19 protein-coding genes and 1 pseudogene are annotated in these 25,414 nt (G+C 44.7%); 7 read left to right on the top strand and 13 right to left on the bottom strand.

The annotated features are described in order from the left end of the window. The first annotated feature begins 10 nt into the window (after positions 1-10). Positions 11-2,866 carry a tetratricopeptide repeat protein gene (locus tag QUB08_RS06090; RefSeq protein WP_333223920.1) on the top strand — a complete coding sequence of 952 codons (2,856 nt, stop codon included), beginning with the start codon at positions 11-13 and terminating at the stop codon, positions 2,864-2,866. Between the two features lie 134 nt (positions 2,867-3,000). Beyond that, complete coding sequence (locus QUB08_RS06085; RefSeq protein WP_333223919.1) at positions 3,001-5,388, top strand: tetratricopeptide repeat protein; 2,388 nt, start codon at positions 3,001-3,003, stop codon at positions 5,386-5,388. A gap of 5 nt (positions 5,389-5,393) precedes the next feature. On the opposite strand, the gene QUB08_RS06080 is transcribed toward QUB08_RS06085, so the two are convergent. The 10 genes and pseudogenes from QUB08_RS06080 to QUB08_RS06035 form a co-directional block, all read right to left on the bottom strand. Beyond that, on the bottom strand, positions 5,394-6,158 hold the full coding sequence (locus QUB08_RS06080) for a CmcI family methyltransferase (RefSeq protein WP_333223918.1): 765 nt from the start codon (positions 6,156-6,158) through the stop codon (positions 5,394-5,396). A 38-nt stretch (positions 6,159-6,196) separates the two neighbouring features. Further along, positions 6,197-7,123: an NAD(P)-dependent oxidoreductase gene (locus QUB08_RS06075; protein ID WP_333223917.1), complete on the bottom strand. Its 927-nt coding sequence runs from the start codon at positions 7,121-7,123 to the stop codon at positions 6,197-6,199. After that, positions 7,120-7,653 carry a dTDP-4-dehydrorhamnose 3,5-epimerase gene (gene rfbC / locus QUB08_RS06070; protein ID WP_333223916.1) on the bottom strand — a complete coding sequence of 178 codons (534 nt, stop codon included), beginning with the start codon at positions 7,651-7,653 and terminating at the stop codon, positions 7,120-7,122. The genes QUB08_RS06075 and rfbC overlap by 4 nt, the downstream gene beginning before the upstream one ends. Beyond that, positions 7,650-8,882 (bottom strand): class I SAM-dependent methyltransferase, encoded by a 1,233-nt coding sequence (locus QUB08_RS06065; protein WP_333223915.1) that lies wholly within the window; start codon positions 8,880-8,882, stop codon positions 7,650-7,652. Before QUB08_RS06065 ends, rfbC begins: the two co-directional genes overlap by 4 nt. A 44-nt stretch (positions 8,883-8,926) precedes the next feature. Continuing rightward, on the bottom strand, positions 8,927-9,925 hold the full coding sequence (locus QUB08_RS06060) for a GDP-mannose 4,6-dehydratase (RefSeq protein ID WP_333223914.1): 999 nt from the start codon (positions 9,923-9,925) through the stop codon (positions 8,927-8,929). After that, positions 9,922-10,698 (bottom strand): glucose-1-phosphate cytidylyltransferase, encoded by a 777-nt coding sequence (gene rfbF / locus QUB08_RS06055; protein WP_333223913.1) that lies wholly within the window; start codon positions 10,696-10,698, stop codon positions 9,922-9,924. Before rfbF ends, QUB08_RS06060 begins: the two co-directional genes overlap by 4 nt. A gap of 90 nt (positions 10,699-10,788) precedes the next feature. Beyond that, positions 10,789-11,748 carry a GDP-mannose 4,6-dehydratase gene (locus QUB08_RS06050; RefSeq protein WP_333223912.1) on the bottom strand — a complete coding sequence of 320 codons (960 nt, stop codon included), beginning with the start codon at positions 11,746-11,748 and terminating at the stop codon, positions 10,789-10,791. A 342-nt stretch (positions 11,749-12,090) separates the two neighbouring features. Further along, positions 12,091-13,110, bottom strand: a complete 1,020-nt coding sequence (locus QUB08_RS06045) for a type I glyceraldehyde-3-phosphate dehydrogenase (RefSeq protein WP_333223911.1) — start codon at positions 13,108-13,110, stop codon at positions 12,091-12,093. A gap of 191 nt (positions 13,111-13,301) precedes the next feature. After that, the gene (nadD, locus tag QUB08_RS06040; RefSeq protein WP_333223910.1) at positions 13,302-14,018 is read right to left on the bottom strand and encodes a nicotinate (nicotinamide) nucleotide adenylyltransferase; all 717 of its coding nucleotides are present in this window, start codon (positions 14,016-14,018) and stop codon (positions 13,302-13,304) included. Positions 14,019-14,388: 370 nt separating this feature from the next. Continuing rightward, a pseudogene (locus tag QUB08_RS06035) lies at positions 14,389-15,597 on the bottom strand (RNA-guided endonuclease InsQ/TnpB family protein). 686 nt (positions 15,598-16,283) lie between these two features. Between QUB08_RS06035 and murC the strand changes: the two are divergent. From murC to QUB08_RS06015, 4 genes are all read left to right on the top strand, one after another. After that, the gene (gene murC, locus QUB08_RS06030; RefSeq protein WP_333223909.1) at positions 16,284-17,837 is read left to right on the top strand and encodes a UDP-N-acetylmuramate--L-alanine ligase; all 1,554 of its coding nucleotides are present in this window, start codon (positions 16,284-16,286) and stop codon (positions 17,835-17,837) included. A 150-nt stretch (positions 17,838-17,987) separates the two neighbouring features. Then, a complete protein-coding gene (gene murB / locus QUB08_RS06025) occupies positions 17,988-18,944 on the top strand; it encodes a UDP-N-acetylmuramate dehydrogenase (protein WP_333223908.1) in 957 nt (318 codons plus the stop codon). Between the two features lie 62 nt (positions 18,945-19,006). After that, positions 19,007-19,357, top strand: coding sequence for a YbaB/EbfC family nucleoid-associated protein (locus QUB08_RS06020; RefSeq protein ID WP_006634273.1), 351 nt, complete (start codon positions 19,007-19,009; stop codon positions 19,355-19,357). A 221-nt stretch (positions 19,358-19,578) separates the two neighbouring features. Then, positions 19,579-20,079 (top strand): low molecular weight protein-tyrosine-phosphatase, encoded by a 501-nt coding sequence (locus tag QUB08_RS06015; protein ID WP_333223907.1) that lies wholly within the window; start codon positions 19,579-19,581, stop codon positions 20,077-20,079. On the opposite strand, the gene QUB08_RS06010 is transcribed toward QUB08_RS06015, so the two are convergent. The 3 genes from QUB08_RS06010 to QUB08_RS06000 all read right to left on the bottom strand — a co-directional run bounded on the left by QUB08_RS06010 (position 20,076) and on the right by QUB08_RS06000 (position 23,934). Then, complete coding sequence (locus QUB08_RS06010) at positions 20,076-21,476, bottom strand: hypothetical protein (RefSeq protein WP_333223906.1); 1,401 nt, start codon at positions 21,474-21,476, stop codon at positions 20,076-20,078. The two genes, QUB08_RS06015 and QUB08_RS06010, sit on opposite strands and share 4 nt — an antisense overlap. Positions 21,477-21,534: 58 nt before the next feature. Further along, positions 21,535-22,269 carry a DNA-binding response regulator gene (locus tag QUB08_RS06005; RefSeq protein WP_333223905.1) on the bottom strand — a complete coding sequence of 245 codons (735 nt, stop codon included), beginning with the start codon at positions 22,267-22,269 and terminating at the stop codon, positions 21,535-21,537. Between the two features lie 72 nt (positions 22,270-22,341). Beyond that, on the bottom strand, positions 22,342-23,934 hold the full coding sequence (locus QUB08_RS06000) for a glucose-6-phosphate isomerase (protein WP_333223904.1): 1,593 nt from the start codon (positions 23,932-23,934) through the stop codon (positions 22,342-22,344). 463 nt (positions 23,935-24,397) lie between these two features. Here QUB08_RS06000 and dusB point away from each other — a divergent pair, with 463 nt between their 5' ends. Next, positions 24,398-25,408 (top strand): tRNA dihydrouridine synthase DusB, encoded by a 1,011-nt coding sequence (gene dusB, locus QUB08_RS05995; RefSeq protein WP_333223903.1) that lies wholly within the window; start codon positions 24,398-24,400, stop codon positions 25,406-25,408. Positions 25,409-25,414: the final 6 nt, after the last annotated feature.

The raw sequence follows: 25,414 nt of genomic DNA, 5'->3' as shown, positions 1-25,414 counted from the left end.
TGATACGGCTATGAGCGAATTCCACATGGATCGGCAATTGCAAGAGGAAGGTAATCTAGAAGAAGCGATCGCTGCTTACCATCGGAAACTTGAGCTAAATAGCGACGATCCCTGGACACACCACCACATGGGAGAAACCCTCGCGAAACTGAATCGATGGGATGAAGCCGTCACCGCCTACCGTCATGCAATAGAACTCAAACCAGATTTTTGTTGGAGTTACCACCACTTAGGGGATGCGCTAGCACAACAGCAACAGTGGGAAGAATCCGCTACAGCCTTCCGCCGGGCGCTTGAACTCAATCCCGAGCATTTTGGAACTTACGTGGGACTAGGTAATAGTTTAGCAAAATTGGGTCAACTAGATGAGGCGATCGCTGCTTACCGCCGTGCAAGTGAGTTGAACCCTGATGCTGATTGGATTCATTCTGCCTTGGCCAATGCACTGCAACAGCGAAATCAGTCCACTTTAGCAGAAGCGATCGCCTCCTACCGCCACATTATAGAACTCAATCCAGACAACGTAGAAGCTGATCACAATCTTTTGCAAATTCTACCCGATAACTGGGAAGTCTGGTTGCAGTTAGGAAATACTTTGGTAGAGCAGGGAAGACTAGATGAGGCGATCGCCACATATCGTCGTGCCCTAGAACTGAATCCTGAAGCCTATGAATGTCACCATCAGCTAGGAGAAGCTATCTATCAGCGGGTAATGGAAAACCCAGAAACCTTTTTTTCTCAATACAATCTGGCTAAGAATCCTCATAAAGACTACCAACTATTTGACCCAGAATTACCGTTCGTCTGTTTCCTCAATGACCAAGCCTTTTTGCAAGCTACCGCCCACCTGGATGATGCTACTTATACAGTGGAATGGTACAGAGTTTATCTAAGACGGTTTCTTTCGGAAGCGGAAAAACAAGGTTGCATTAATTGGCTACAAACTCCGGGTCATAGTCGGGAATTGGGGTTAAAAGTTTGGCGAGAAACCTTAGCAGAATTTCAGAATTTGCTAAAGCGTTCCTTCACGATAGTTGGTTTAGAAGAGGCTGTAAAATTTTATCATCGTGCCCTTGAATTGTCTCCCAATCATCATTCTTCATACTATCGCTTAGCAGAAGTGTTTACAGAACAGGGAAAACATGAGGAAGCCCTCGTTCTTTACCATCAATTAAGTCTTAAGTTAGCCGAAGCGGGTGAGATGGCAGAAGCAGTAGCCTGTTTTAAACAAGCCACTCATCCACCCCTTAACGAAGGAAAGATGTACGAGATGCTTTGGCGAGGATTAAATCAATTAGCTCCCCTAGAAGCCTCAGATTCCTATTATCCCACTGACCTTAAACCAGAAGCTATTGAACAATACTTCACTCAAACCAGTCAATATACTATTATGAACCTTTCGAGTTTAACCGAAGAGAACAAAGCTCTCCTAGAAAAAGAGGGATTTTTACTAGCAAATTTGCAGTTAATTGCTAAAGATAATCTTACCTTAGAAGAAATATATATTAATTATTTTTCTGATGATACAAATACTAGGCTTTCTCAACAATTACCCAAGCAAACTAATTATCAATTTATATATCAATCCCATTTAAATCAACCTAATTTTTATCAGCAAAATATCGTAGAAACAGGCTATATTTATTCATTTTGTCCGGTGAGTGGTCAGGTTATTAGGTCAGAACAATCTTTTTACGATGTAGCATGGCTACCCATGATGAATTATCGGTTTGTTGGAACTGAAATTTATTATTTAATCGTTGGACACTTTTGGGGCCCAAAGATGTTTATTTATTTTCCACGCTTAGAGCTAATTATTCACCTCAATCCATTTCTCCAAGGTTCTGAACCAGCAATTATTAACCGATTAAAAGGCTATATGGTTAGTTGTTGGCAACACAGCCTCAAATATATCTCAAAACCCCAGAAAAAAGGCGTAGTGGCAATTTTAGGCTTACTGACGAACATAGGACACTATTTTTGGAATGAAGTAACTGGACTTCAATTTTTGTCGGATAATGGTCTTTTGGATAAACTCGATAAAATATTAATCGAACAAAATGAGTATTTTAATGTCGCTGATGCTTTCCCCGAAATTGCTGACAAGATCATCAGAATTTCGGATAAAAAAAGTATGTTTAAGGCTATTATTGAAAATAATTATTTAGCCGTTAGAGTGACCAATGTTTTTGTTAGAGAAGAATTGGCCACTAGGATGTATGATGGTTCATTAAAAAGGTGTTCTCCACAATTCTTGGCTGAAGTAGATGGGGCAAAAAATAAACACTTTCCTTTGCTGTGGTTTGGTCTTCGCAGCCATGACAAATCTTGGGTTTCTCAAGTAGAAGGAATCGTTAATATTATCAAAAGTCTCGCGGTGGATTTTCCTGGTCTAGGAGTTGTCTTTGATGGTTGGTCTCGGATAGAAAGAGAGGATGAGCGTGGAGAGTTAATGATTGCTAAGGATAAAGCCACGGAGCAAGAAATTTTACAAATTTTACCACCTGATATTCAGGCTTATAGTACAATTGGTAGCATGAGCTATGAGAAAGTTGTCTGGGCTTATGCTATTGATTTATATGTTATACCACTTTCATCAGGAAGTACCGCCGTTTCCTGGATTGCTAATAAACCCGGTGTGATGCACGCAAACAGTTCAATAAATACACAACATCTGAGAGAACAAGTAACTTATAGTCGCGAAAATGTCGTACCCCCGGTCTTTGTACCGGTTGAGTCTATCGTCGATGAACAAGCTTCACCTTATATTTTATCAGTAGGCTGTCAAAATTATGATTTCGATTGGAGAATTGTTTACAATGAAACTCTGAAAATTATCAATTCGTTGAACCCGAACAGATATTAATTGTTCGGGGAAAGTAAAGGCAACAAATATCAACTTTTATTACGCTCATAAACAATAACTACTCAGAGAAATTTAGAGTCTGTGTCGGAAAACTTAACTCCTAAAAATTGTTAGCCCCCAAAAACGAGAGTAAGATGAACTCAGAAATTACTGTAACAGAAGTCAACAAGGCAAACCAACTGCAACAAGAAGGCAAACTAGAGGAAGCGATCGCTGTCTATCGCGGATTGACTGAAAAACTTTACCAGCAGTTAGGAAAACTCCTATCACAACAAAAAAATTGGAATGAGGCGATCGCCACATACAGTCGTGCCCTAGAACTGAATCCTGAAGCCTATGAATGTCACCATCAGCTAGGGGAAGCTATCTATCAGCGGGTAATGGAGAACCCAGAAACCTTTTTTTCCGAATATAACTTGGCCGAAGTTACCCATAAAGACTACCAACTATTTGACCCAGAATTACCGTTCGTATGTTTCCTCAATGACCAAGCCTTTTTGCAAGCTACCGCCAACCTGGATGATGCTACTTATACGGTCGAATGGTACAGAGTTTATCTGAGACGTTCTCTTTCCGAAGCGGAAAAACAAGCTTGTATTCAGTGGTTGCAAACTCCGGGTCACAGTCGGGAACTGGGGCTAAGAATTTGGCGAGATGATTTAGAAGAATTTCAGAAATTGTGGAAACGTTCGTGCATGATCGTTGGTTTAGAAGAGGCTGTCAAGTGTTATCGTAGTGCCATTGAATTATATCCCTGTCATCACCCCTTCTACAAGGGTTTAGTAGAAGCTTTGACAAAACAAGGAAAACGTGAGGAAGCAATCAGTATATATCATCACCTAAGTCTTCGTTTGGCAGAAGCCAACCGAATGGATGAGGCCATAGCTTGTTTCCAAAATATTCCCAAGATTCTATTAAGTAACGCTCAAAAAACATACGATTTAATATGGGAGGGACTAAATGGATTAAGACCGCTTGATACAGTAAATCTGTATTACCCATCTGAAATTAGTCAAAATTCAGCATACGAATATGTTGTCAATAGCAGTCAATATACAGTTGTTAATCTTTGGACTTTAAATGATTCAGATCGCTCGCTTTTAGAAAATCTCGGTTTATCTATAGAGAATTTAGGCTTGATAAAGCAAGAAAATATTGCTTTGGAGGAAATCTATATCAATAGTTTTGATGACCACCAAGGATTTCAGCTTTCAAGAAATGTAAAAAGACATCCCAAAATGTCTCGGTATTTTCAGTGGGACAAAGCTATTAATCTACAGCAAAGCATAGTAGAAACGGGTTTTGTTTATTCAGTCTGCCCTTTCACTGGTAAAATTCTGCGATCAAACCAGTCATTTTATGTTGAGCCATTTATATTATATCGTTTTGTGGGGAAAGAAGTATTTTATTTAATGTATGGTGATTGGATGGGAACTAAACAGTGTATTTATTTGCCTAACCAAGAGCTGATGATTGTTTTGGACAACTTTCCTGGGGGCAATTTTACGGGTGTAATTAATTTATTCAAAAGTTATGTTTTGAGTAATTGGCAACAATTTAAAGCCTATCTTTATCAAGAAAAAAAAGTGGTTTGTGCTGTTTTAGGTATAGCTTATAATGTAGGGCATTATGTCTGGAATGAATGCTCAGGAATTTACTATTGGTATAAAAATGGAACCCTCAATAATATTGATAAATTCTTGGTGGGTTCCCATGAGTATATTATGGTTGACGACATTTTCCCAAGCATACCGTCCGATAAAATCATCCGCCTAGATAGCTGCTGTACTGAGGTTATTTTCAAAAATATTATAGAAAATAATTTATTCGCAGTCCGACTCACAGACACTTTTATAGAAGAAGAACTAGCCAAGAAGATATATCATAGTTCTGTTGCAAAATGTTCTCAAGATTTTTTAGAAAAAGTAGAAATGGCCAAGAAGCACTTTCCTTTACTTTGGATTACACTTCGGAACTATAAAAGAACTTGGTTTTCTCAAATAGAAGGTACAGCCAACATTATTAAAAGTTTGCATACAAACTTTCCTCACTTAGCTGTTGTATTTGATGGTTGGTCTGTACCTGAAAGAGATAGAGAAAATGCCTCTAATGAGACCCATATCGAGGCATTAGAGAAAGATTGTTTACAACCTATCCTCAATCTCCTTCCGCCTGAAATTAAAACTTACAGCACCATTGGTCATCCCATTTATGAAACCATTGTCTGGGCTGAAGCAATCGACCTGTATGCAGTACCATTTGGAACAGGAATGACTTTTGTAACCTGGATAGCAAGCAAGCCTGGGGTAGGTCATGGAAATAAGGCTTACTATGATGCGGTTGAAGACTCATTTTCACCTGTTTATCGAGAAAATGCTGTACCGCCAGTGTTGATATCTAAAGAATATATCACTGAGGATGAGAATAACCCTGATGCCATGACTCGCAATTATGATTGTGATTGGCAAGTGATTTACAACGAGCTCATGCAAATCTTAGAAAACTTGCCAAAACGAGTCTAATTTTGTTATTTTCGCTTTAACCAAGCCCCTGGCCAGTGAGTCACATTCTCTGTCAAATCGCTCTCGCTAAACGGCCATTTAGGTTGCTCCAACATAAACTCAGGATGCTTTTCTGCAAACTCAGCAGCCGCCGCAGTAGGATGATCCCACTTCCACTCAGGATTCCCGCGCGGCACATCATCCAAATCCTTCATAATCCCATCCGTGGCAATTATATAGGAGCCTGGTGTCACCAAACTGCAATAAGCATCTAACTCGTCAGCAACGTGCTGTTTTGTGTGACACGAGTCAAGACTCACCAAGACAGTCTCCCCTGGATTAACCAGTTTTTTAACTTGCTCTACAATAGTGGTATCTGTAGAACTGCCTTCAACTAAAGTAATGAACGATGACAGTTCGTGTTCCTCTATAGCCTTGCGATTGTGGGGGCGAATTTCAATATCAACTCCTACAACCCTACCCTTGCCCATTGCTTTAAAAAGGCTAGCGTAATAAATCAGGGAGCCACCGTGAGCCACCCCGGTTTCAATAATTACATCGGGTTTAACCTGATAGATAACTTCCTGAATCCGAATCATGTCTTCAGGGAGTTGAATGATTGGTCGTCCCAGCCAACTGAAATTGTAGGTATATTTTTGATTCCAGCCTAATTTCACCCAGTAGTGAGAAAGGAGTTCAAAAGCTTCCTTAGAATAGAGCGGGATAGTTTGACACTCACCGTCTATTTCTTGAATCAATTTTTGGGCATCTGTATCTAGCGTTAATTTCATGATTTGTCCTAGTTATAATTGTATTTAGGTAATGAATCTTAGACACCATTTTTTGAGGACAAAAGCTGCTTTTCCCACCAGATTATAGCTTGCCTTAATCCGATTTCCCAATTAAACTTTGGTAGCCAACCCACCTCATTAGATAAACGAGTCACATCAGCCACTAACAAAGGTGTTTCTTTCGGAGGCGACGGAATAGCACCTAACTGCACTAAATCCGATCGCCCGATTATATCAGCTATTTTATAAACAACATCTTTAATCGCGATCGGCTGTCCAGATCCAATATTAACAGCTCCTGTCACCTCACTCTCCAAAAGAGCCACAAAAGCATCAGCCACATCCTGTACATACAGAAAATCCCGGATTTGATTACCGTGAGAGCAGCGAGCAGGCTCTCCCTTTAACAGAGAAAGAATGACTGAAGAAACCAGCCGATTTGGGTACTCGTAAGCACCGTAGGGAAAGAAAATACGTCCCCAAGCACTGCTGAGGTTTGTCGTCTCGGAATAGGAATTCACAATCTCCTGCAAAGCTTTTTTACAAATACCGTAGGGAGTATCTGGATTTCTCGGCGTTATAAATTCCGAGCAATAACCATACTTCCAATCATACTCGGCGCAGGTTCCGCCCATCACTAATCTCTCGCCACCTTGCTCTCGAAATTGCCTCAATAATTCCAAACTTGCCTGCACCCACAAAAAGTTATCTTCAGATTTCCAATATTGACCGGGTACAGTATAACACCAGGCAAAGTGCAACAAATGTGTTGGCTTTACTTTACAAACTAGCTCTTTAATGGATGTATGATCTAACAAATTGGCCAGATGCCACGTACAGTCAGAACTTAAAGTCGGCAAAGTCTTAGAAGCGACAGCATGAACCTCGAACCCGCGTTCCACCAGCGTCTTGATCGAGTGTCTGCCAACAAAACCCCCTGCCCCCGTAACCAGGACTTTTTTCATAGCACAAAATCGGGAAAATTGCGATCTTTTTCCGAAATTACGCGCTGAGATATCTCCGGCCAATCAATACTAAAAGTTGGATCATCCCACCGCACTCCCCTTGCTAATTCAGAATAATAAAACTCCGACATCTGGTAAAAAACTTCCGTATTATCTGCCAAAGTTTGACAGCCGTGAGCCATACCTTCAGGAATATATATCATCTTACGATTTTCGGAGCTTAGCTCTACTGCAAACCACTCTTTAAAAGTAGGAGAATCGGGACGCAAATCTATAATTACATCATAAATTTCCCCTTTGATACATCTAACCAACTTCGCTTCCTCGTGAGGTGTAGCCTGATAGTGCATCCCCCGCAAAGTACCTTTCTTCAGGTTAAAAGAAATATTGCACTGCACTAGGTTAGGATTCAAGCCCCACTCTGTAAACTCCTTTTGACACCAACTGCGGGCAAAAAATCCCCTCTCATCTGCTACGGGTTCTACCTCAATAACATAAGCTCCCTTAAGCTTTGTTTCAGTAAATTTCACGAAATTACCTCCACTTGAGGAATCAGCACCACAAACTTACCTCCCCACTCGCGGATATAATCCATCTGACTTACTATCTCATCCTTGATGTTCCAAGGTAAGATAGCCAAATAATCCGGTTTAGCCTCCCGAATTTTATCTGGATGATATATCGGAATCTGAGTTCCCGGCAAAAACAAACCCTGCTTGTGCGGGCTTAAATCCACCGTATAATCAATCAAATCCGTGCGGATACCGCAATAGTTCAGCAGCGTATTAGCCTTCGCCGGTGCCCCGTAACCCGCAATTGATTTGCCCTGATTTTTGGCATCAATTAGGAAACTGAGCATTTGGCGCTTCGTCGACTTAACCTGTTCGCCAAATCCTACATAAATTTCAATCTGATTTAGCCCTGCTTGCACTTCCTTAGATTTCAGTTGGGAAATGCGATCGCCAACTGCTATACTCTCAAAATCCTCATGCCTCCCGTAAATCCGCAGAGAACCCCCGTGCGTCGGTAATTCCTCCACATCAAACAAAGTTAAACCGTGAGTTGCAAAAACTTTCTCAACCGTCAACAGGGAAAAATAAGAGAAATGCTCGTGGTAAATCGTGTCAAACAGATTGTTTTTAATTAGTTGCAATACATGAGGAAACTCCATTGTCAAGACGCCGTTTGGTTTCAGGAGAATTTTCATCCCCGCCACAAAATCATTCAAGTCAGGCACATGAGCCAACACATTATTTCCCAACAACAAATCAGCCTGCTTGCCTTTTGAAACCAACTCTTTAGCCGTTTCCACGCCAAAAAAATTGACTAAAGTTGGAATCCCTTTTTCCTCAGCCACCTTAGCTACATTTGCAGCCGGTTCAATCCCCAATACGGGAATTCCTTTGTGCTGAAAATACTGGAGTAAATAGCCATCATTGCTAGCGAGTTCAATTACCTGACGGGTTTCGTCAAATCCAAAGCGCTCCACCATCAAATCAGTGTAATTCTTGGCGTGCCGCAGCCAAGAGTCTGAATAGGAAGAAAAATAAGCATAATCGCTAAAGATGCTATCCGGGGATTCAAACTCTTCTAACTGCACTAAAAAACAATTGCCACAGACATAAGTATGAAGAGGATAAAATTTCTCTGCACAATTCAGATGCTGTTGAGATAGAAAAGCATTCGCGAGCGGCGACATCCCCAGATTTACAAAAGTATACTCCAATGGGTGACTGCAAAAACGACATTTAGATGGCACAGAATTAGCCCCCTTTAAAAGTTTTGAGTTTTGAGTACGGTCAATCACACGCTGATGACACAGGGATTTTCATCCATCAAAAATTGTTCATACCACTCGATTGTTTCTTTCAACCCTTCTTCTAGAGGATACTTAGATTCCCAAGCGAGCATTTTTCGCGCCTTATCTGCCGAGAGGTACTGATGTTTGATTTCATTCTTGGCCCGATTCAATACGACTGGCTCTAAATGACTCTTACCCATCAATTTCAAAACATTATCTACCATTCCCCGCACAGAAATTTGCAACTCGTTGCTGAAATTAAATGCTTCTCCCAAAATTTCTTTCCTATCCATCTGCTCCGCCAAATGGAGATAAGCTAAAACTCCATCCTTCACATAAAAATAGTCCCGGATAAAAGTGCCATCACTGCGGATGACTACCGGCTTGTCTCGTAATGCCGATCGAATTGTAGATGGAACTATCCGATTAAAATTCAAGTCTCCGCCGCCGTAAAAGTTGCCGCAGCGAGTAATGCACACGGGCAAACCATAACTGACGTAATAAGCCCGACTGATTAAATCAGCACAGCTTTTAGAAACATCATAAGGGTGTTCTCCTTGCAGCGAAGTTGTTTCGCTATAAGGCAACACTAGCTGGTCTCCATAGGCTTTATCGCTGGATGCTATGACAATTCGAGTCACACCACCGACGCGGCGACAAGCTTCTAGAATATTCCAAGTACCTTTAATATTCGTTTCAAAAGTTGCAACAGGCTCTCTATTTGCAACTCCCACAATTGTCTGAGCTGCTAAGTGAAACACCGTATCGACTTCATACTCATTGATTGCTCGTTCTACCGTTGGCAAATCTTCGACACAACCGCGCACGATATTAATTTGCCGATACCACTCTCCAGCATAAAGTCGGGATTGTGGCACCAAGTCACGGACTAATCCCGTTACCAAGGCTCCTCTTTCCAGCAACTCAGCCACTAACCAGTTACCCAAAAGGCCTGTGCAACCTGTCACCAATACCGATCGATCGCGCCAAAATTCACTCATTCCCACACCCTCCAAGGAGCCTGTCCATTATCCCAAAGTTCGTTCAAATATTTATACTCGCGGTAAGTATCCATCGCAAAGAAGAAACCTTCGTGGCGGTACGCCATCAATTGTCCCTGGGCCGCTAACTGCTCTAGTGGCTCTCGCTCAAAAAAACAATCATCCCCGCTCAAAGCCTCAAATATGCTGCGGTGAAGTACCAAAAATCCCGCACTAGCCCAGCCATCTATTTGAGGTTTTTCCGTAAATTCCAGAACTTTGCCTTGGCTGTCCACATCTAAAATACCATATCGGGATATCGGACGAACTGTACTAACAGTTGCCAGCTTACCATGAGCCTTATGAAAATCCACCAAAGCTCCAATATCGATATCAGCAACTCCATCACCGTATGTCACCATAAAGGTATCATCAGTAATGTATTTCTCCACACGTTTCACCCGCCCTCCAGTCATAGTGTCCGAGCCAGTTTCCGCCAGTGTCACCTTAAAATCTTGCTCGCGATGCTCCTCGTGATAGGTAATCTGATTTTGGCGACCCAAGCAAATAGTAAAATCATTATTCATAGCTTCATAATTCAGGAAATACTCCTTAATCATGTTGCCGCGATAGCCCAAACACACAATAAAGTCCCGGAAACCGTAATGGGCATAGGTCTTCATAATGTGCCAGAGAATCGGATGCCCCCCCACATCTACTAGGGGCTTGGGACGAAATTCTGTTTCTTCTCGGAGACGTGTCCCCAAACCGCCGGCTAGTATAACTACTTGCATTGTTTCACATCTTGAAAAGGGTACACAACCGCTGATAATTCAGAACAGGTATTTATTGCAAACAAAGAGCTATCTTTTCTGAAACACTCTTCAAACCTTACCCATCCTCGCTTCTACCATCATCCGCACCACATCTGGCATTTTATACTTCGCCTCCCATCCCAACTTTTGCTTCGCCTTACCCGGATTTCCCCTCCCTACAGCAATCTCCGTCGGTCTGTAGAGACTCGCATCGTTTACTAAATGTTCCTGCCAATCCAAACCCGCAGCAACAAACGCTGTCTGCAAAAACTCCTCCAAAGGATAACTTACGCCCGTAGCAATGACATAATCATCCGGTTCATCCTGCTGCAACATCAAATACATCCCCTCCACATATTCCGGCGCCCAACCCCAGTCCCGCTGCACAGAAATATTTCCCAAATGAAGTTTTTCGGAACTGCCCGCAGCAATTCGGCACACCACAGATACAATCTTTTGGGTGACGAACCTCTCCGGGCGCAGTGGCGACTCGTGATTGAACAGAATACCAGAACACGCAAACAAATTGTACGCTTCCCGATAATTTGCTACTTCCCAAAATGCCGTTGCTTTAGCCACCGCGTAAGGACTTCTGGGGCGAAAGGGCGTGTTTTCATCCGCTGCACTGCCTCCGGTATCCCCAAAACATTCGCTAGAACTGGCATTATACAGTTTAATTTTGCCCCCGGTAAACCGAATTGCTTCTAACAGATTTAATGTGCCTGTCGCAATGCTTTCGAGGGTTTCAACGGGTTGTTCAAAAGACAAGCTTACGGAACTTTGACCTGCTAGATTGTACACTTCGTCGGGCTGAATTTTCGCTAGCACTTGCAAGACGCTGCGAAAATCGTTGAGAGACATGGATTCTAGTTTTACTCTGTCTCGGATGCCCAAACGGGCTAGGTTTCCGAAACTAGACATTTGGGCGTCCCTGGATGTGCCGCAAACTTCATAACCTCGATCGAGCAACAGTTTAGCTAAATAAGCTCCGTCCTGACCTGAGATACCCGAAATTAAGGCTTTTTTCATATCACATTTTGTTTTCCGAACTATACCGTAGCTGCTGCTATTTTTCCAGCTTTGTGAGTTTTATAGTCGTAATTTTTATTATTTTTAATATTTGGGATTTTTCGAGGAGTTACCAGAGTAAGTTTAAGCGCTTACTACAAACAAATTTCAGGATTTACGCCCGGAGGCTAAAGAAACCGGGTTTTTCACCGATATTAAGGGTTTCCACCAAATATTTGGGTGAAAAAACCCGGTTTCTGCCCCCCTGTGCGATCGCTAGTCAGCTATAAATCGACTCAAAAGTAAAAAATGTCAGCATTTTTTACCTTCTGCCGAATGACTAATGCCTTCTGCCTTCGGGTACTAGGCTTCCCACCTTTCGGCGACCAATTCAGCCAAGTCAACCACGCGCTGACTGTAGCCCCACTCATTGTCGTACCAAGCCAAAACCTTTACCATGTCGCCATCCATCACCAGTGTTAAGCTGGAATCCAGAATCGAAGAAGCATCATTTCCGCGATAGTCGCATGAAACTAAAGGCAAATCGTTGTACTCCAAAATCCCTTTCATGGAGCCAGAGGCAGCCTCTTTGAACACTTGATTTACTTGCTCGGTAAAAGTCTTTTTCTCTACCTGAGCCACAAAATCGACTACGGACACATTGGGAGTCGGCACGCGCATGGCGATACCGTTTAACTTGCCCTTCAATTCTGGAATCACCAAAGCCACAGCTTGGGCTGCTCCGGTAGAAGTCGGCACAATATTCATTGCTGCCGCCCGGGCCCGCCGCAAGTCGCGGTGGCTGGCATCCAGCAAGCGCTGGTCGCCAGTATAGCTGTGGGTAGTGGTCATCATGCCTTTGACGATGCCAAAATTTTCGTGCAGCACTTTCAGTACAGGAGCCAAACAGTTAGTAGTACAGCTAGCATTGCTGATGACTGTGTAGTCACTGTGCTTGTAGTTGTGGTGGTTGACTCCCATCACATAAGTGCCAACTTCAGAACCCTTGCCGGGAGCGGTAATTAGCACTTTTTTAGCGCCGGCAGTGATATGCTTCGATGCACCAGCTTGGTCAACGAAGACGCCGGTCGCTTCAATAATCAGATCAATACCCCAATCTTTCCAAGGCAAGTTTAGCGGGTTGCGATCGCTCACGCATTTAACTGTCTTCCCATTTAGGGTAAGGGAATTTTCATCCGCACTGATGTCCACATTCTTCAACGTTCCCATCATGGAATCGTATCTGAGCAAGTGAGCATTACTTCTGGGATCGGAAGTGTCATTAATAGCTACCAACTCTAGCTGGCTGTTTTCTCTGCCCAGCCAGCAGCGCGCAAAACTGCGCCCGATACGTCCAAAACCATTGATCGCGACTCGAATCACTTTAGTACCTCCTAACGATGGCAGCCCTTAGCTTAGGCTTAAATTTTGGAAAAATTTAAGAATTGACTTATGAGACAAGATCATATCGCAAAGGTCGATCCTTTCTAACTTTTTGTGTCGATCAAAAAAGCTTGAACTTTTCTAGAAGGCTGAAATTGCAAGGCAGAAGGCATTAGGCTTTCTGCCGCTGGTTACTGGTAAAGCTGATGGGCTGCAATATAAGTCCCGACAACTTCCGGGACTAAGTAGCGGAGGTCGATCCTTTCGGCGCAGCAGCGGCGGATGTGGCTCGACGAAATCTCGATCGCACGCATGGACAGCACTTCCCAGCGAATTTCCACGTCCAAAAGAGCCATTTGTTCGGCAACTCGTCGGCCCACAGCATTCGCCTGAACCTGCATCCTGTCCCCCCCGGAATCGAGGGGTTTTCCACCGGGACAATCTCCCCACTCGGACAGTCCCCCCATCTCCCCGCTTTCTGCTGTCACTCGATCTCCGTGACTCGGACGTGGGGCCACCAACCAGTCGCACAACCCGGCAATTTCGCCGCACCGGTGCCATTTGGGAAGACTAAGGAGTGCGTCACTACCAATAATCCAGTACCAGCGATGATCGCCTGGATACAATTTTTGCAAATACAGCAAGGTGTCGATCGCAAAAGAACTGTCGGAGGGATTTGCCGACAGGGGCGAAATTACGAAGTCTGGGCGATCGGCGATCGCCAAAGCCAGCATTTCCCGCCGCTGCTCAAAACTTGCCAAATCCGGGCGCCACTTGTGAGGAGGAGAGCGATCCGGTACCCAAATGACTCGATCGAGAGCAAATTGACTCGCAGCCGTTTCGGCTACCAAAACGTGACCCCAGTGCACCGGGTCAAAAGTCCCCCCCAAAATCGCTATTTTCCCCATATTTCCCCAAAATCAGGATTAATACAGACATCGCGCCAATTTTATGTTTATACGCTTTTAACCATAAGCTCGTTTATGAGAAAACCCTCGCTTTACATTGGGGACAAACCCCTGGACGACCCTAGTTTCGACGATCGTCCTGGACGCTGAAACCGGTTTTTTCAACCCCCTTAATTCGTCCAAACCTTCAATAAGACTTAAAAAACCCGGTTCTGAGCGTCGGAGTGGGTTCGGGACTGGATGATTAACCTTGCCAATATTAATCCCAACTTGTTTTGAGTGCGCGATCGACCGCCTGAGCATTCGTTTGTTGGCGGTCTAAAAAGTTTTGACGGTAGATATACTTATCGCAGTGTTGACACTCCCGGGCCTAAAGGCGTGGGGATTCTTTGTTCGCAGATCCAACTTGCTCAGACAGGATTGCTCCAGCCAAAGTAGAGGTCGAATCTCCCAAAGCGTTCGAGTCTAAGACCCAAGTTCCGGTATGCCCTACCGTACTTAATGCTAATTTCAGGATATTAACAGCGGCATTCCCTCTGTCCATAACAAGTCCACATTCACAAGCATGGGTTCTTACAGACAGAGATTTTTTAACTATTGCACCGCAGCTAGAGCATTCTTGAGATGTATAGGCTGGGTTGACAGCGACTGTCACCCTCCCAAACTTCACTCCAAAATACTCTAACCACTTCCTGAACTGATACCAACCAGCATCATTAATCGACTTAGCGAGACAGTGATTTTTAACTAGGTTTTTAATCCTCAAATCGACCTAGGCGACCAAATCGTTAGATTGGGTAACGCAACGCGCTAGTCTCTTAGCGTGTTCTTCACGTTGCCTGCTTATTTTGAGGTGTGATCGCCCTAGTCGATTAATGGCTTTCTTGCGGTTGGCAGAGCCTTTCTTTTTGCGAGAAACATGGCGCTGTCTAAATTTCAACCGTTTTTCACTCGTTCGATAAAACTTGGGGCTAGGTTCGGCGTGACCATCGGAGTCAATATAGAACTCTTTGAGTCCTACATCTAAACCAATCGTCTTACCTGTCGGTACTGTATCTACTTTGTTGTCAGCACTGATTAAGAACTGAACGTAGTAGCCATCAGCGCGACGTATTAATCGCACTCGTTTTATTTGATCGAGCTGGTAGAAGTTTAGATCCCACGTCCCTTTGAGTTTGAGCTTACCAATGCCTTTCTTGTCGGTGAAAGTGATTTGTTTCCGAGTTTCATTAAGTTTCCAACCGCTAATCTTATATTCGACAGAACGACAGTTTTTCTTGAACTGCGGATAGCCCTTCTTTCCGGGAACAGCTTTTTTGCAGTTGTCGTAGAATCGAGCAATCGCAGAATAAGCTCTTTCCACTGAAGCTTGGCAAGCGCTAGAGTTCAAGGCTTTGACAAAAGAAAACTCTTCTCTCAATAATGTGCTGTGACGATAAAATTATTTCTGCCCCACGCCTCGGTTGTCGATCCAAAAACGGATGCACTTATTCCGAACGAACTGAGCAGTTCTGATTGCCTCGTCTATTGCTACGTATTGATTTGGTTTTCCTTTAGCCTTGAACTCTAGGACAAACATTTTACGTGGGAAATCGTTACGTTAAAATGTTAGCACAAAGCCGTCCTAAAAGGACGGGGCTTTAGACCCCATTTTTTTGTAAAAATTTTAAGGGCTGCCAAGAACGTCCATCGGCTTCTCGATCAAAACCAATGATTTGGTTTGATCTATGACTTTGCGACTATTTCGACTAACTGCATAAATTGTATACATACAATAAATTAAAAATATATACTATAGCTGCGATCGTGTCAATCTCTGACTCTCAAGAAAAAATGACCGTAGGAGTAGATAAATGACTATAAAAGGAGCGAAATTTTGTTGTTCGTGGTAGTGTTTGTAAATCCTTATGGGTTTTACCCTCAATCTTGGTAGAAAGGTTGTGGGGCTTTTGCTGCCGTATCCCAGCACAGCAGGCGGATAGAAATAGAAAGAATGCAGGAGTATGCAACCACCCAAAATTAGTCTATTGGCACAGGCCCCAGACCGCGTTTTCTCTTACCTGCAATTTTCGAGCTGTGACTGTTCCGGAAAACTACTCGGTACTAAGTCATATAGGATACAAGACAAACATCTCTACAAGTCCCTCAAATCTAGGGACGCGCAGAGAATTTTGTACAAAATCTCTAGCGAACTGTATCCTGAAAAAACAATTCTTGATATGATATCGCGTGTTATTGGCGTGGTGTGGTGTGTGAGGAGCAAAGATGCCGAGTTCTGTTGATTTTAGCGGTAGACCATTTCATTTCATCGGCATTGGTGGGATTGGGATGTCAGCCCTTGCCTACATTCTAGCTAAACGCAAGTTGCCTGTGTACGGCTCCGACATTAAATCGAGTCACATAACCGAGCGCTTGCAAGGAATGGGAGCTCATATTTTTTGGAGTCAAGACGCCAGCAATTTTGAATTATTTCAAACGACCCTTAACGGTAGCAGTCCCGACTGCGGGCAACAGGAAAGGGCAGTATCCTCGATCGCGGGTACGGTAGGGACTTCTGTCGCGACAGCCAAAGCTCTGCAATTGAACGGCAACGGTTCAAGCGCCCAAGCAATTCTGGGATTGCCTCAAGTAGTATGTTCGACGGCTATTCACCCAGCCAATGCCGAATATCGAGCTGCTTTAGATTTGGGCTGTCCGATTTTTCACCGATCGGATGTGTTGGCAGCGTTAATTCAAGATTACCAAAGCATAGCCGTAGCCGGGACTCATGGCAAAACTACTACTAGCAGCTTAATCGGCTTCATGCTGATGGCTGCGGGTCTAGACCCGACCATCGTAGTAGGAGGCGAGGTAAATGCTTGGGAAGGCAATGCCCGTTTGGGGGAAGGCCCCTACTTAGTGGCCGAGGCTGATGAATCCGACGGTTCTCTCGTTAAGCTGGTAGCCAAAATTGGCATAGTAACGAACGTGGAACTGGATCATCCAGACCATTACGATACCCTTGACCAGGTAATAGACACATTTAAGGTGTTTGCCCAAAACTGTCAAACGTTGGTGGGCTGCATTGACGACCAAATCGTCAAAGACTGCCTTCACCCTCATGTCAGTTATAGCTTGCAGCCGGACAGCGGTGCTGACTATACGGCTTCGGACGTGGAGTACGGGGCCGAAAGTACCAAGGCCCGGATTTGGGAGCGAGGAGCTTTCCTGGGGGAAATGGAGTTGAAGTTGCTGGGCACACACAATCTCAGCAATGCACTAGCTGCAGTAGCAGTGGGCCGATTGTTGGGGTTAGAGTTTTCGGCGATTGCCAAAGCGATTGCTGGCTTTGAAGGAGCTCGCCGCCGTTTTGAGGTGCGGGGTTTTCACAATGACATCCTGTTTGTGGACGACTACGCCCACCATCCTAGCGAAATTCGTGTCACCTTGGCGGCTGCTCGCTTGCGGATCGAAGGTAGCGAAAAAAATCCCAAATCCCGAAGAGTGGTTGCAATTTTTCAACCCCACCGTTACAGCCGGACTCTGACATTTTTGCCAGAATTTGCTCAATCTTTTGGGGATGCTGATTTGGTTGTGGCTTGCGATATTTATAGTGCTGGGGAACCGAATTTAGGAGAAATTAGCGGGCAGCAGGTTGCTGATTTGATTGCTAAAGAAGGCCGAGAGGTTGAGTTTGCGCCTTCCCTGGAGTCAGTCACTAAGTTTTTAACCCAAAATCTGCAACCGGGGGATTTGGCTCTGTTTTTGGGTGCTGGTAATCTGAATCAGATTATTCCAGAGGTTATGGCTTTTTATCAACAAGCCGATCGCCCCGATTAGCTCGCGAACTGAGTAGAGTTGATCGACATTATGGCGTGGCACATTGTGCCGAAACTTCTGTCGGACGGCTCGCTCAAAGGGGCGACATAAGTTAGCTAAATGGATTTTCAACCACGTCTTCGAGCGAAGGTATTTTTAAGGATTTTCAAGATGGTGACTATCTCGAATGACTCCTCTGTTAAGGACTATCGACGAGTGTATTCTCCTATTGCTTTGCGGGGAACTGATTGCAAGATTAACTCCCAAGTTTCGCTGGCGGGCCTGACTTCGTTCCGAGTCGGGGGCCCCGCCGAGTGGTACGTTGCTCCCCGCAGTATGGAGGCTTTGCAAGCGACTTTTGCCTGGGCACACGATGAAGGAGTGCCGGTGACTCTGCTGGGTGCGGGTTCTAATTTGTTGGTGAGCGATCGGGGTTTGTCCGGTTTGGTCGTCGGCACTCGCTACCTGAAACAGGTGAATTTTAATCCAGAAACCGGTCAAGTTACAGCGGGGGCGGGGGAGTCAATTCCCCGCCTCGCTTGGTTGGCGGCTAAACGGGGCTGGAAAGGTCTAGAATGGGCAGTCGGCATACCGGGTACGGTGGGAGGGGCTGTGGTGATGAATGCAGGCGCTCACAGAGGCTGTACTGCTGATATTCTGGTCAACGCTCGCGTCCTATCCCCCGGCGGCAAGGTGGAAATTCTGACTCCCCAAGAGTTGGAGTACCGCTACCGGACTTCGATGCTGCAAGGGGGCGATCGGCTAGTAACAGAAGCGACTTTCCAGTTACAGCCGGGATTCGATCGATCGCAAGTAATGGCAGAAACTAATGACCATTTCAGCCAGCGGCGGACAACTCAACCTTACCACTTACCGAGCTGTGGCTCAGTCTTCCGTAACCCTGGCCCCAAGACGGCAGGTTGGTTCATCGAACAAGCGGGACTGAAGGGATATCAGATCGGTGGCGCACAAGTAGCTCAGCGCCATGCTAATTTTATTCTTAACTGCGGGTCGGCAACGGCCAATGATATTTTTCAAGTGATCCGCCACGTTCAACAGCAAGTCGAGCAGCGGTGGTCGCTGTTGTTGGAGCCAGAAGTTAGAATACTGGGAGAGTTTCCCTTCTAAGGCATCATTGAAGTAATACGGAAACGGCAGACTGCCAGCCCACACACCATCAAAAAGTAGTTATGACAAAATCAGGACAAGGATTTGGCTTCGGCCTGGGAAAAATGAAAGAACTGACTGAAGCTTTCAAAAAAGCTCAGCAGGTTCAAGAAGGAGCTAAAAAGCTCCAAGAAGAGTTGGATGTCATGGAAATTGAGGGAACTGCCGGCGGCGGCTTGGTCAAGGTTTTTCTCAGCGGCAACCAAGAACCCCGCCGCGTGGAAATCTCACCGGATGCCCTCGGTGAAGGTGCTGATGTGGTTTCTGAACTCGTCACGGTGGCGATGCAGGATGCTTACGCTAAGTCTACGATGACGATGCGGGAGAAAATGGAAGAACTCACCGGTGGACTAAATCTCCCCGGTTTCGGTTAGTCATTAGTCATTAGTCATCAGTCAATTGTCAATTGTTGACTGTTGACTGTTGACTGATTAAACTTTCTGGAAAACCGCTATAGTAAGGTGCGTCGCTGCTCCATGTTCGATGGAACTTGCAGATTGACTCTGAAAGCGACGCACCCTACAAATTAGCACTGTTGACTGTTGACTGACTAATAACTAATAACTAATAACTAATAACTAATAACTACTAACTAATGACTAAATTATTGTTTGTCTGCCTCGGAAATATCTGCCGATCGCCCTCAGCAGAAAATATTATGAATCACTTAATTGAAAAAGCTGGTTTGAGCGATCGTATTAGCTGCGATTCTGCCGGAACTGCTAGCTATCACATTGGCAGCCCCCCTGACAGGCGGATGGCATTGGCAGCGAGGAAGCGAGATATTGAATTGTTAGGCGAAGCCCGCCAATTTACCAAGAAAGATTTTGAAAATTTTGATTTGATTCTGGCCATGGATCGCGACAATTATCGCAATATTCTTGCCCTGGATGCCGCTGGAAAGTATAAAGATAAAGTGCGGCTGATGTGCGATTTTTGCCAGAAATACGACCTGAAAGAAGTGCCAGATCCTTACTACGGCGGCCCGGAGGGATTCGATCGAGTAATTGATTTGCTGCACGATGCTTCCGAGGGTTTGTTGGAGTACGTTGTCAGTCAGGAAAAATTAAGAGTTGGCGGCCAGCAATCACTTTAAAAAAGTGCCTTTTTCCGCCCGAATATTAGCAATACTGTAGGGGGGACAACGCTAACAAAACTCGTAACTAGGGATATCACAGTTGTTCCCGATCCCGCTCCCAAGATGATACTGGGTGACAAAGAAAAAGTTAAACTTGTCAATACAAAATGGGGAGAATTGATACTCAAAGCAGCAATTGGCAACAAAATAGATGGATACCAAGGCATTAGCCAAGGTGTAGCAAACAAAAACAAAGTCAGAGTCGTCCATCCTATATCTGATACCAAATTAATTTCCGAATCTTTTTTGCGGAATAATGATTTAATTAACGTCCCTGCATAGTAAACAATCCAGCTTAAATACACAAAATATTTGAGGAATGATAGAAGACTTTCCCGAGTTTCAAGACTTACATTTGGCAAAAAATTCAGAAATAAAGTGATCGCATGGTGAAAAGATCGAGCGGTCGCCCCGGCGGTTCCCGGATTTAAAAGACTTCTCCAAGCTGAAACTGTTGGCATAAATGTATGAGTTATCACCGCGATAATTAATAAATAAAGCAAGAATGATGCTGCTAAATCTTTCCACCGACGCTGCTTGCAGAGGAAAGCCAAAACTAAGGGAAACCAAATTACAGGTAAGGTTTTTACTAGAAAACCCACCCAAATTGCTAAAATGGCCAAAACATAACGTTGGTAATAAATACATCCTATTAACACAATCAATGTATTGGCCAGCAAAACGTCAAGATGAGCATTAACTATCTGCTGGTTCAAGAGCATTGGATTGAGTAGATATGCCATTGCGATCAGGCTGCGGTTCTCGGAATTTTTCAGTAATCGCCAAATCAAGTAAGCATTGAGTGTATGTACGCATAAACATATTATTTTAAAAATATAAACTCCCACTAACGGGCTAATTGGTACTGCAAGTGCTGATACCGAAAAAAAGAACATAGAAACCGGGCCGTATGTGGAAGTTTGAAACCAGTGGATGAACGGCGACAAGCTAGAGACAAAGCTAGCGGACGTATTCAAGTAAGGATTGATTTTATTTAAGCTCATGACTCCGTAATGCAAGTAAATATAAATGTCATTACTTAGGGGATAAGCTATGAGGGCAAGTGCCAGGAAGGGGATGGCATACTTGCAAATATCTAGAAAGGTTGAACCTACGTGTTTTTTTTGAAATAACCAGATAACATACACAACGAGTGCTATCAAGTAGGAACCGTTAATTATAAGTCGGATGAGACTGAAACCGCTGGTAGGGAAATCGTTATAGTTTTCTCCACCCTGTAAAACGCTGTAATACTTGGTGATTCCCATGGAGGTCATGGCCATACAGAAAATTATAGAAGCTGCAGCATTAGCAGCTTCTATAATTTTCTGATTTTTTAAGTAATTGTTGACCATGATGTTATTTATTCAGCGTGGTAAGTGCAGGTAATTTTCTTGCCCAGAGCATTTGCGGTTATCTGACTAAATGGTGTTCCATCGCAAAGCGAACGAGTTCTGCTCGGTTGTTGCTTTCTGTTTTTCTGAACAAGCTGCTGACGTGCTTTTCGATCGTTCGAGGGCTGAGGTGGAGTGTGGAGCCTATTTGAATATTAGAAAGACCTTCTGTCAGCAAATCTAGCACTTGTCGCTCTCGCTGAGTCAAAGTCGGAGCATTTTGGCTGGGAGATGCACGCGCGGCGGAGCTATCCCGTAGGGAATCGCCTGTGTTTGACTTGTGATTTAAAAAATCCGCTTCTGGCTTGCCATTGGCTCTGCTGGGTGCCTCTGTGGGCGTCGGTTCGGGTTCCGGGGAACGAGAGGGGGCCTGAGCGATTAGAGCGTAGCGATCGAGCAAAGAGCGAATAACCGCCCCTAACTCTGGGAGTTCAAAAGGTTTAGCCAGATAATTGTCGCACCCCATCTGATAGCCGCGAATCCGTTCCTGTGTGCTCGTGCGTTCCGTCAAAAAAATCACCGGCAGCAAGCGGAAAGCGGGACGAGTCCGAACTCGCCGGACGAATTCGTAGCCATCCATCTGGGGCATTGTAATGTCGGTAACAATCAAGTGGGGCTGAAATTCCTCTACCAAACCTAAAGCTTCTTTGCCATTCTCCGCAGGGATTACAGAGTATCCGGTAATTTCCAGATAATCGGTAATCGACAAGCGAGTCGCGAAATCGTCGTCAGCAACCAGAATCGTCAAGGGCATGAGGGGAATTTAAAAATTAAACCTTAAAAATTAAAAGTGACTAATTTCACTTTTAATTTTTAATTCTACTGTTTAATTCTGTTTATAACTTGCAGTTAAAGTAGCAGGCTGCGATAATTTGCCCTCCAAAGCTACGCCGCGCCCGTTGGCTGCCAAATGCCGCAGAGTTTTGTAAATTGTCTCGATTTGCTCTGATCTTCCTGCTTTTTTTGCTAGTTCTGCTACAGACAGAGGTTTTTGGGCGTCTTTGAGCACTTGCAGTACCCGTTGCTGCAAGTCCAATACAGCAGCGGCTGCTTTTTTGCCTGCTTCGACGCCCGGTTGGTGATAGGCATTGACATTCACCAAGGAACCGTAAAAACCTACTGCTCTTTCGTAGAGGGCGATTAATGCTCCTACTGTCTCCGGGTTGACTTGGGGAATTGTGACAGTAATGGAATCTCGGTGATTTTCGTACAAAGCTTGTCGAGTTCCCTGCAACAAACCCGACAAATAATCTCCTGAAGTGACGCCGGTTTCTACTTCTGGGGAAATGCCTTGCCTGTCTTGCAAAACTTCGATAAATGTTAGGAAGAAATTCGGCACGCCGTCTCGCAGTTGCTGGACGTAGGCGTGTTGGTCGGTGGTGCCTTTGTTGCCGTAAACTGCGATTCCTTGATGAACTGTGTTGCCGTCTAAATCTTCCTGTTTGCCGATCGATTCCATGACTAATTGCTGCAAGTAGCGGCTGAACAATAGCAGTGAATCTTTATACGGCAAAACTACCATATCTTTTTCGCCACGTCCGTTGCAAGCAAAATACCAGGACATTGCTAACAAGGCGGCGGGATTATGTTTTATTTCGGTGGTTCTGGTAGCTTCGTCCATGACTTTAGCGCCGTCGAGCATCGCCTGAATGTCGATGCCTTGCAAAGCTGCTGGCAAAAGTCCTACTGCTGAGAGTTCCGAAGTGCGTCCTCCCACCCAGTCGGCCATCGGGAAGCTGGCAATCCAGCCTTCGGATTTGGCTAATTTGTCTAGTTTGCTGTCACATCCAGTGATGGCAATTGCTTGTTTGGCAAAATCCAGTTTTTGGGCGGCGAAGGCTTTTTGAACTTCGATCATGCCGTTGCGGGGTTCGGGGGTGCCGCCGGATTTGGAGATTGTAATTACTAGGGTGCTGGCGAGTTTGTCTTTAATTTTGTTGAGGACTCGATCGATCCCGGCGGGATCTGTGTTGTCGATAAAATGTATTGCTAGGGGCGGAATGTCTGGGGATAAAGCTTCGGCGACAAATTGGGGGCCCAGGGCCGAACCACCGATGCCGATCGAAATTATGTCGGTAAATTGCGGAGCAAAGGGCGGTTTAATATCGCGGTTTTGAACTTTATTGACAAATGTTTCGACTTGTGCTATGCCTTCGACTATTTCTTGTTTTAATTCTGGAGTGGGAGCTAAATCGGGGTTTCGCAACCAGTAGTGGCCCACCATGCGGTTTTCGTCGGGATTGGCGATCGCACCTGCTTCCAAAGCTGCCATATCTTTGAAAGCTTTGTCAAATTTGGGCTTCAGTGCTGCTGCGAAAGCGTCGTCGAATCCCATGCGGCTGATATCGAGGTAAAGTCCCAATCCCTCGTGATAGTAAAGCCAGTCTTGATAGCGTTGCCAGAGTGCTGCGGCGTCCATAGGAATTCTCTACAATTTTTTGAATGTTCGATCGGCGTCGTCAGGAATCCACCAATTGTAGTTTAAAACGATCTGATGTACGGCTTTTGCAGAATCCCAATAAATTTAAGCATTAGTCGTCTGAAGGCAGCCGGAGCCGAAGGCAGCCATAGCATTCGGCAGAGTTAAACAATAAAAATATGAGTTGGGCAACACTCTTAGTAGGTAGATCCCTCATTAATGGTCACACCCCATAGATAGATCGAAGCGGCACAGAGATTTAACTGTGGTCGGCGTTGGCGTTTGGGCCCTGGTTTCACAATATTCAAATTCGGGCGATCGGGATGTGTAAAATAGGCATTGCGGTCAGGTTAAATATACTTTTAGCTGTCACTCAATAATCAGCTAAAAGTATATTTAACAACGGTCAACTATCTGAAGTGTAGTATAATATACAGATATTATAATTTAAGTGCGATCGACTATGCTTGCTCTATCTCCCGAATTAAAAGAAAGGTTAGCAACTCCGCTCAAAATCGGCGATTTTGAAGTTAAAAGCCGCGTCCTGCAATCGCCCTTATCCGGCGTTACCGATTTGGTATTTCGTCGCCTGGTGCGCCGCTACGCGCCGGATTCGATGATGTACACGGAAATGGTGAACGCTACGGGTTTGCACTACGTGAAGCAACTGCCGAGAATTATGGAAGTTGACCCGAACGAGCGCCCGATTAGCATTCAATTGTTTGACTGCCGGCCGGATTTCTTGGCAGAAGCGGCGCAGAAAGCAGTGGCAGAAGGAGCGGATACTGTTGATATTAATATGGGCTGTCCGGTTAACAAAATTACTAAAAACGGCGGCGGTTCTTCCCTGCTGCGAGACCCGGAAACGGCCGAGGCAATTGTACGGGCTGTTGTGGAAGCGGTAGATGTTCCTGTCACCGTTAAAACTAGAATCGGTTGGACTGACAAAGAAATTAATATTTTGGAATTTGCGAAGCGGATGGAAGATGCGGGAGCAAAAATGATTACCGTGCACGGCCGCACTCGATCGCAAGGTTACACCGGCCCGGCAAAATGGGAGTGGATTCGCCGAGTGAAAGAAGTTTTATCGATTCCAGTTATTGCTAACGGGGATATTTTTTCTGTGGAAGCAGCGATGCGATGTCTGGAAGAAACCGGCGCAGATGGAGTGATGTGTTCGCGGGGAACTTTGGGCTATCCTTTTTTGGTGGGAGAAGTTGATTATTTCATAAAAACAGGTGTAGAAAAGATAGCTCCGACACCAATTGAACGGCTCGAATGTGCTAAGGAACATTTGCGGGCTTTGTGGGAATATAAAGGTGAAAGCGGTGTTTGCCAAGCGCGCAAGCACTTAACCTGGTATGCTAAGGGTTTCCCGGGCGCTGGGGAATTGCGGGGCCTGTTGGCTGTGGTAGAAACGGTTGAACAAGGTTGCGATTCGATCGATCGGGCGATCGAGCAATTGCCCGCATAAACCTTA

The organism is Microcoleus sp. BR0-C5 (assembly GCF_036705045.1).
Taxonomy (GTDB): Bacteria; Cyanobacteriota; Cyanobacteriia; order Cyanobacteriales; family Microcoleaceae; genus Microcoleus.
The sequence above is the reverse complement of the archived record's forward strand: the minus strand, read 5'-3'. Positions and strand labels throughout refer to the sequence as shown.

Bases quoted from the DNA above. Each gene is read 5' to 3' on its own strand.
- QUB08_RS06090 (WP_333223920.1), top strand. From the start codon at position 11: ATGAGCGAATTCCACATGGATCGGCAATTGCAAGAGGAAGGTAATCTA.
- QUB08_RS06085 (WP_333223919.1), top strand. From the start codon at position 3,001: ATGAACTCAGAAATTACTGTAACAGAAGTCAACAAGGCAAACCAACTG.
- QUB08_RS06080 (WP_333223918.1), bottom strand. From the start codon at position 6,158: ATGAAATTAACGCTAGATACAGATGCCCAAAAATTGATTCAAGAAATA.
- QUB08_RS06075 (WP_333223917.1), bottom strand. From the start codon at position 7,123: ATGAAAAAAGTCCTGGTTACGGGGGCAGGGGGTTTTGTTGGCAGACAC.
- QUB08_RS06060 (WP_333223914.1), bottom strand. From the start codon at position 9,925: ATGAGTGAATTTTGGCGCGATCGATCGGTATTGGTGACAGGTTGCACA.
- rfbF (WP_333223913.1), bottom strand. From the start codon at position 10,698: ATGCAAGTAGTTATACTAGCCGGCGGTTTGGGGACACGTCTCCGAGAA.
- QUB08_RS06050 (WP_333223912.1), bottom strand. From the start codon at position 11,748: ATGAAAAAAGCCTTAATTTCGGGTATCTCAGGTCAGGACGGAGCTTAT.
- nadD (WP_333223910.1), bottom strand. From the start codon at position 14,018: ATGGGGAAAATAGCGATTTTGGGGGGGACTTTTGACCCGGTGCACTGG.
- murC (WP_333223909.1), top strand. From the start codon at position 16,284: ATGCCGAGTTCTGTTGATTTTAGCGGTAGACCATTTCATTTCATCGGC.
- murB (WP_333223908.1), top strand. From the start codon at position 17,988: ATGGTGACTATCTCGAATGACTCCTCTGTTAAGGACTATCGACGAGTG.
- QUB08_RS06020 (WP_006634273.1), top strand. From the start codon at position 19,007: ATGACAAAATCAGGACAAGGATTTGGCTTCGGCCTGGGAAAAATGAAA.
- QUB08_RS06015 (WP_333223907.1), top strand. From the start codon at position 19,579: ATGACTAAATTATTGTTTGTCTGCCTCGGAAATATCTGCCGATCGCCC.
- QUB08_RS06010 (WP_333223906.1), bottom strand. From the start codon at position 21,476: ATGGTCAACAATTACTTAAAAAATCAGAAAATTATAGAAGCTGCTAAT.
- QUB08_RS06005 (WP_333223905.1), bottom strand. From the start codon at position 22,269: ATGCCCTTGACGATTCTGGTTGCTGACGACGATTTCGCGACTCGCTTG.
- QUB08_RS06000 (WP_333223904.1), bottom strand. From the start codon at position 23,934: ATGGACGCCGCAGCACTCTGGCAACGCTATCAAGACTGGCTTTACTAT.
- dusB (WP_333223903.1), top strand. From the start codon at position 24,398: ATGCTTGCTCTATCTCCCGAATTAAAAGAAAGGTTAGCAACTCCGCTC.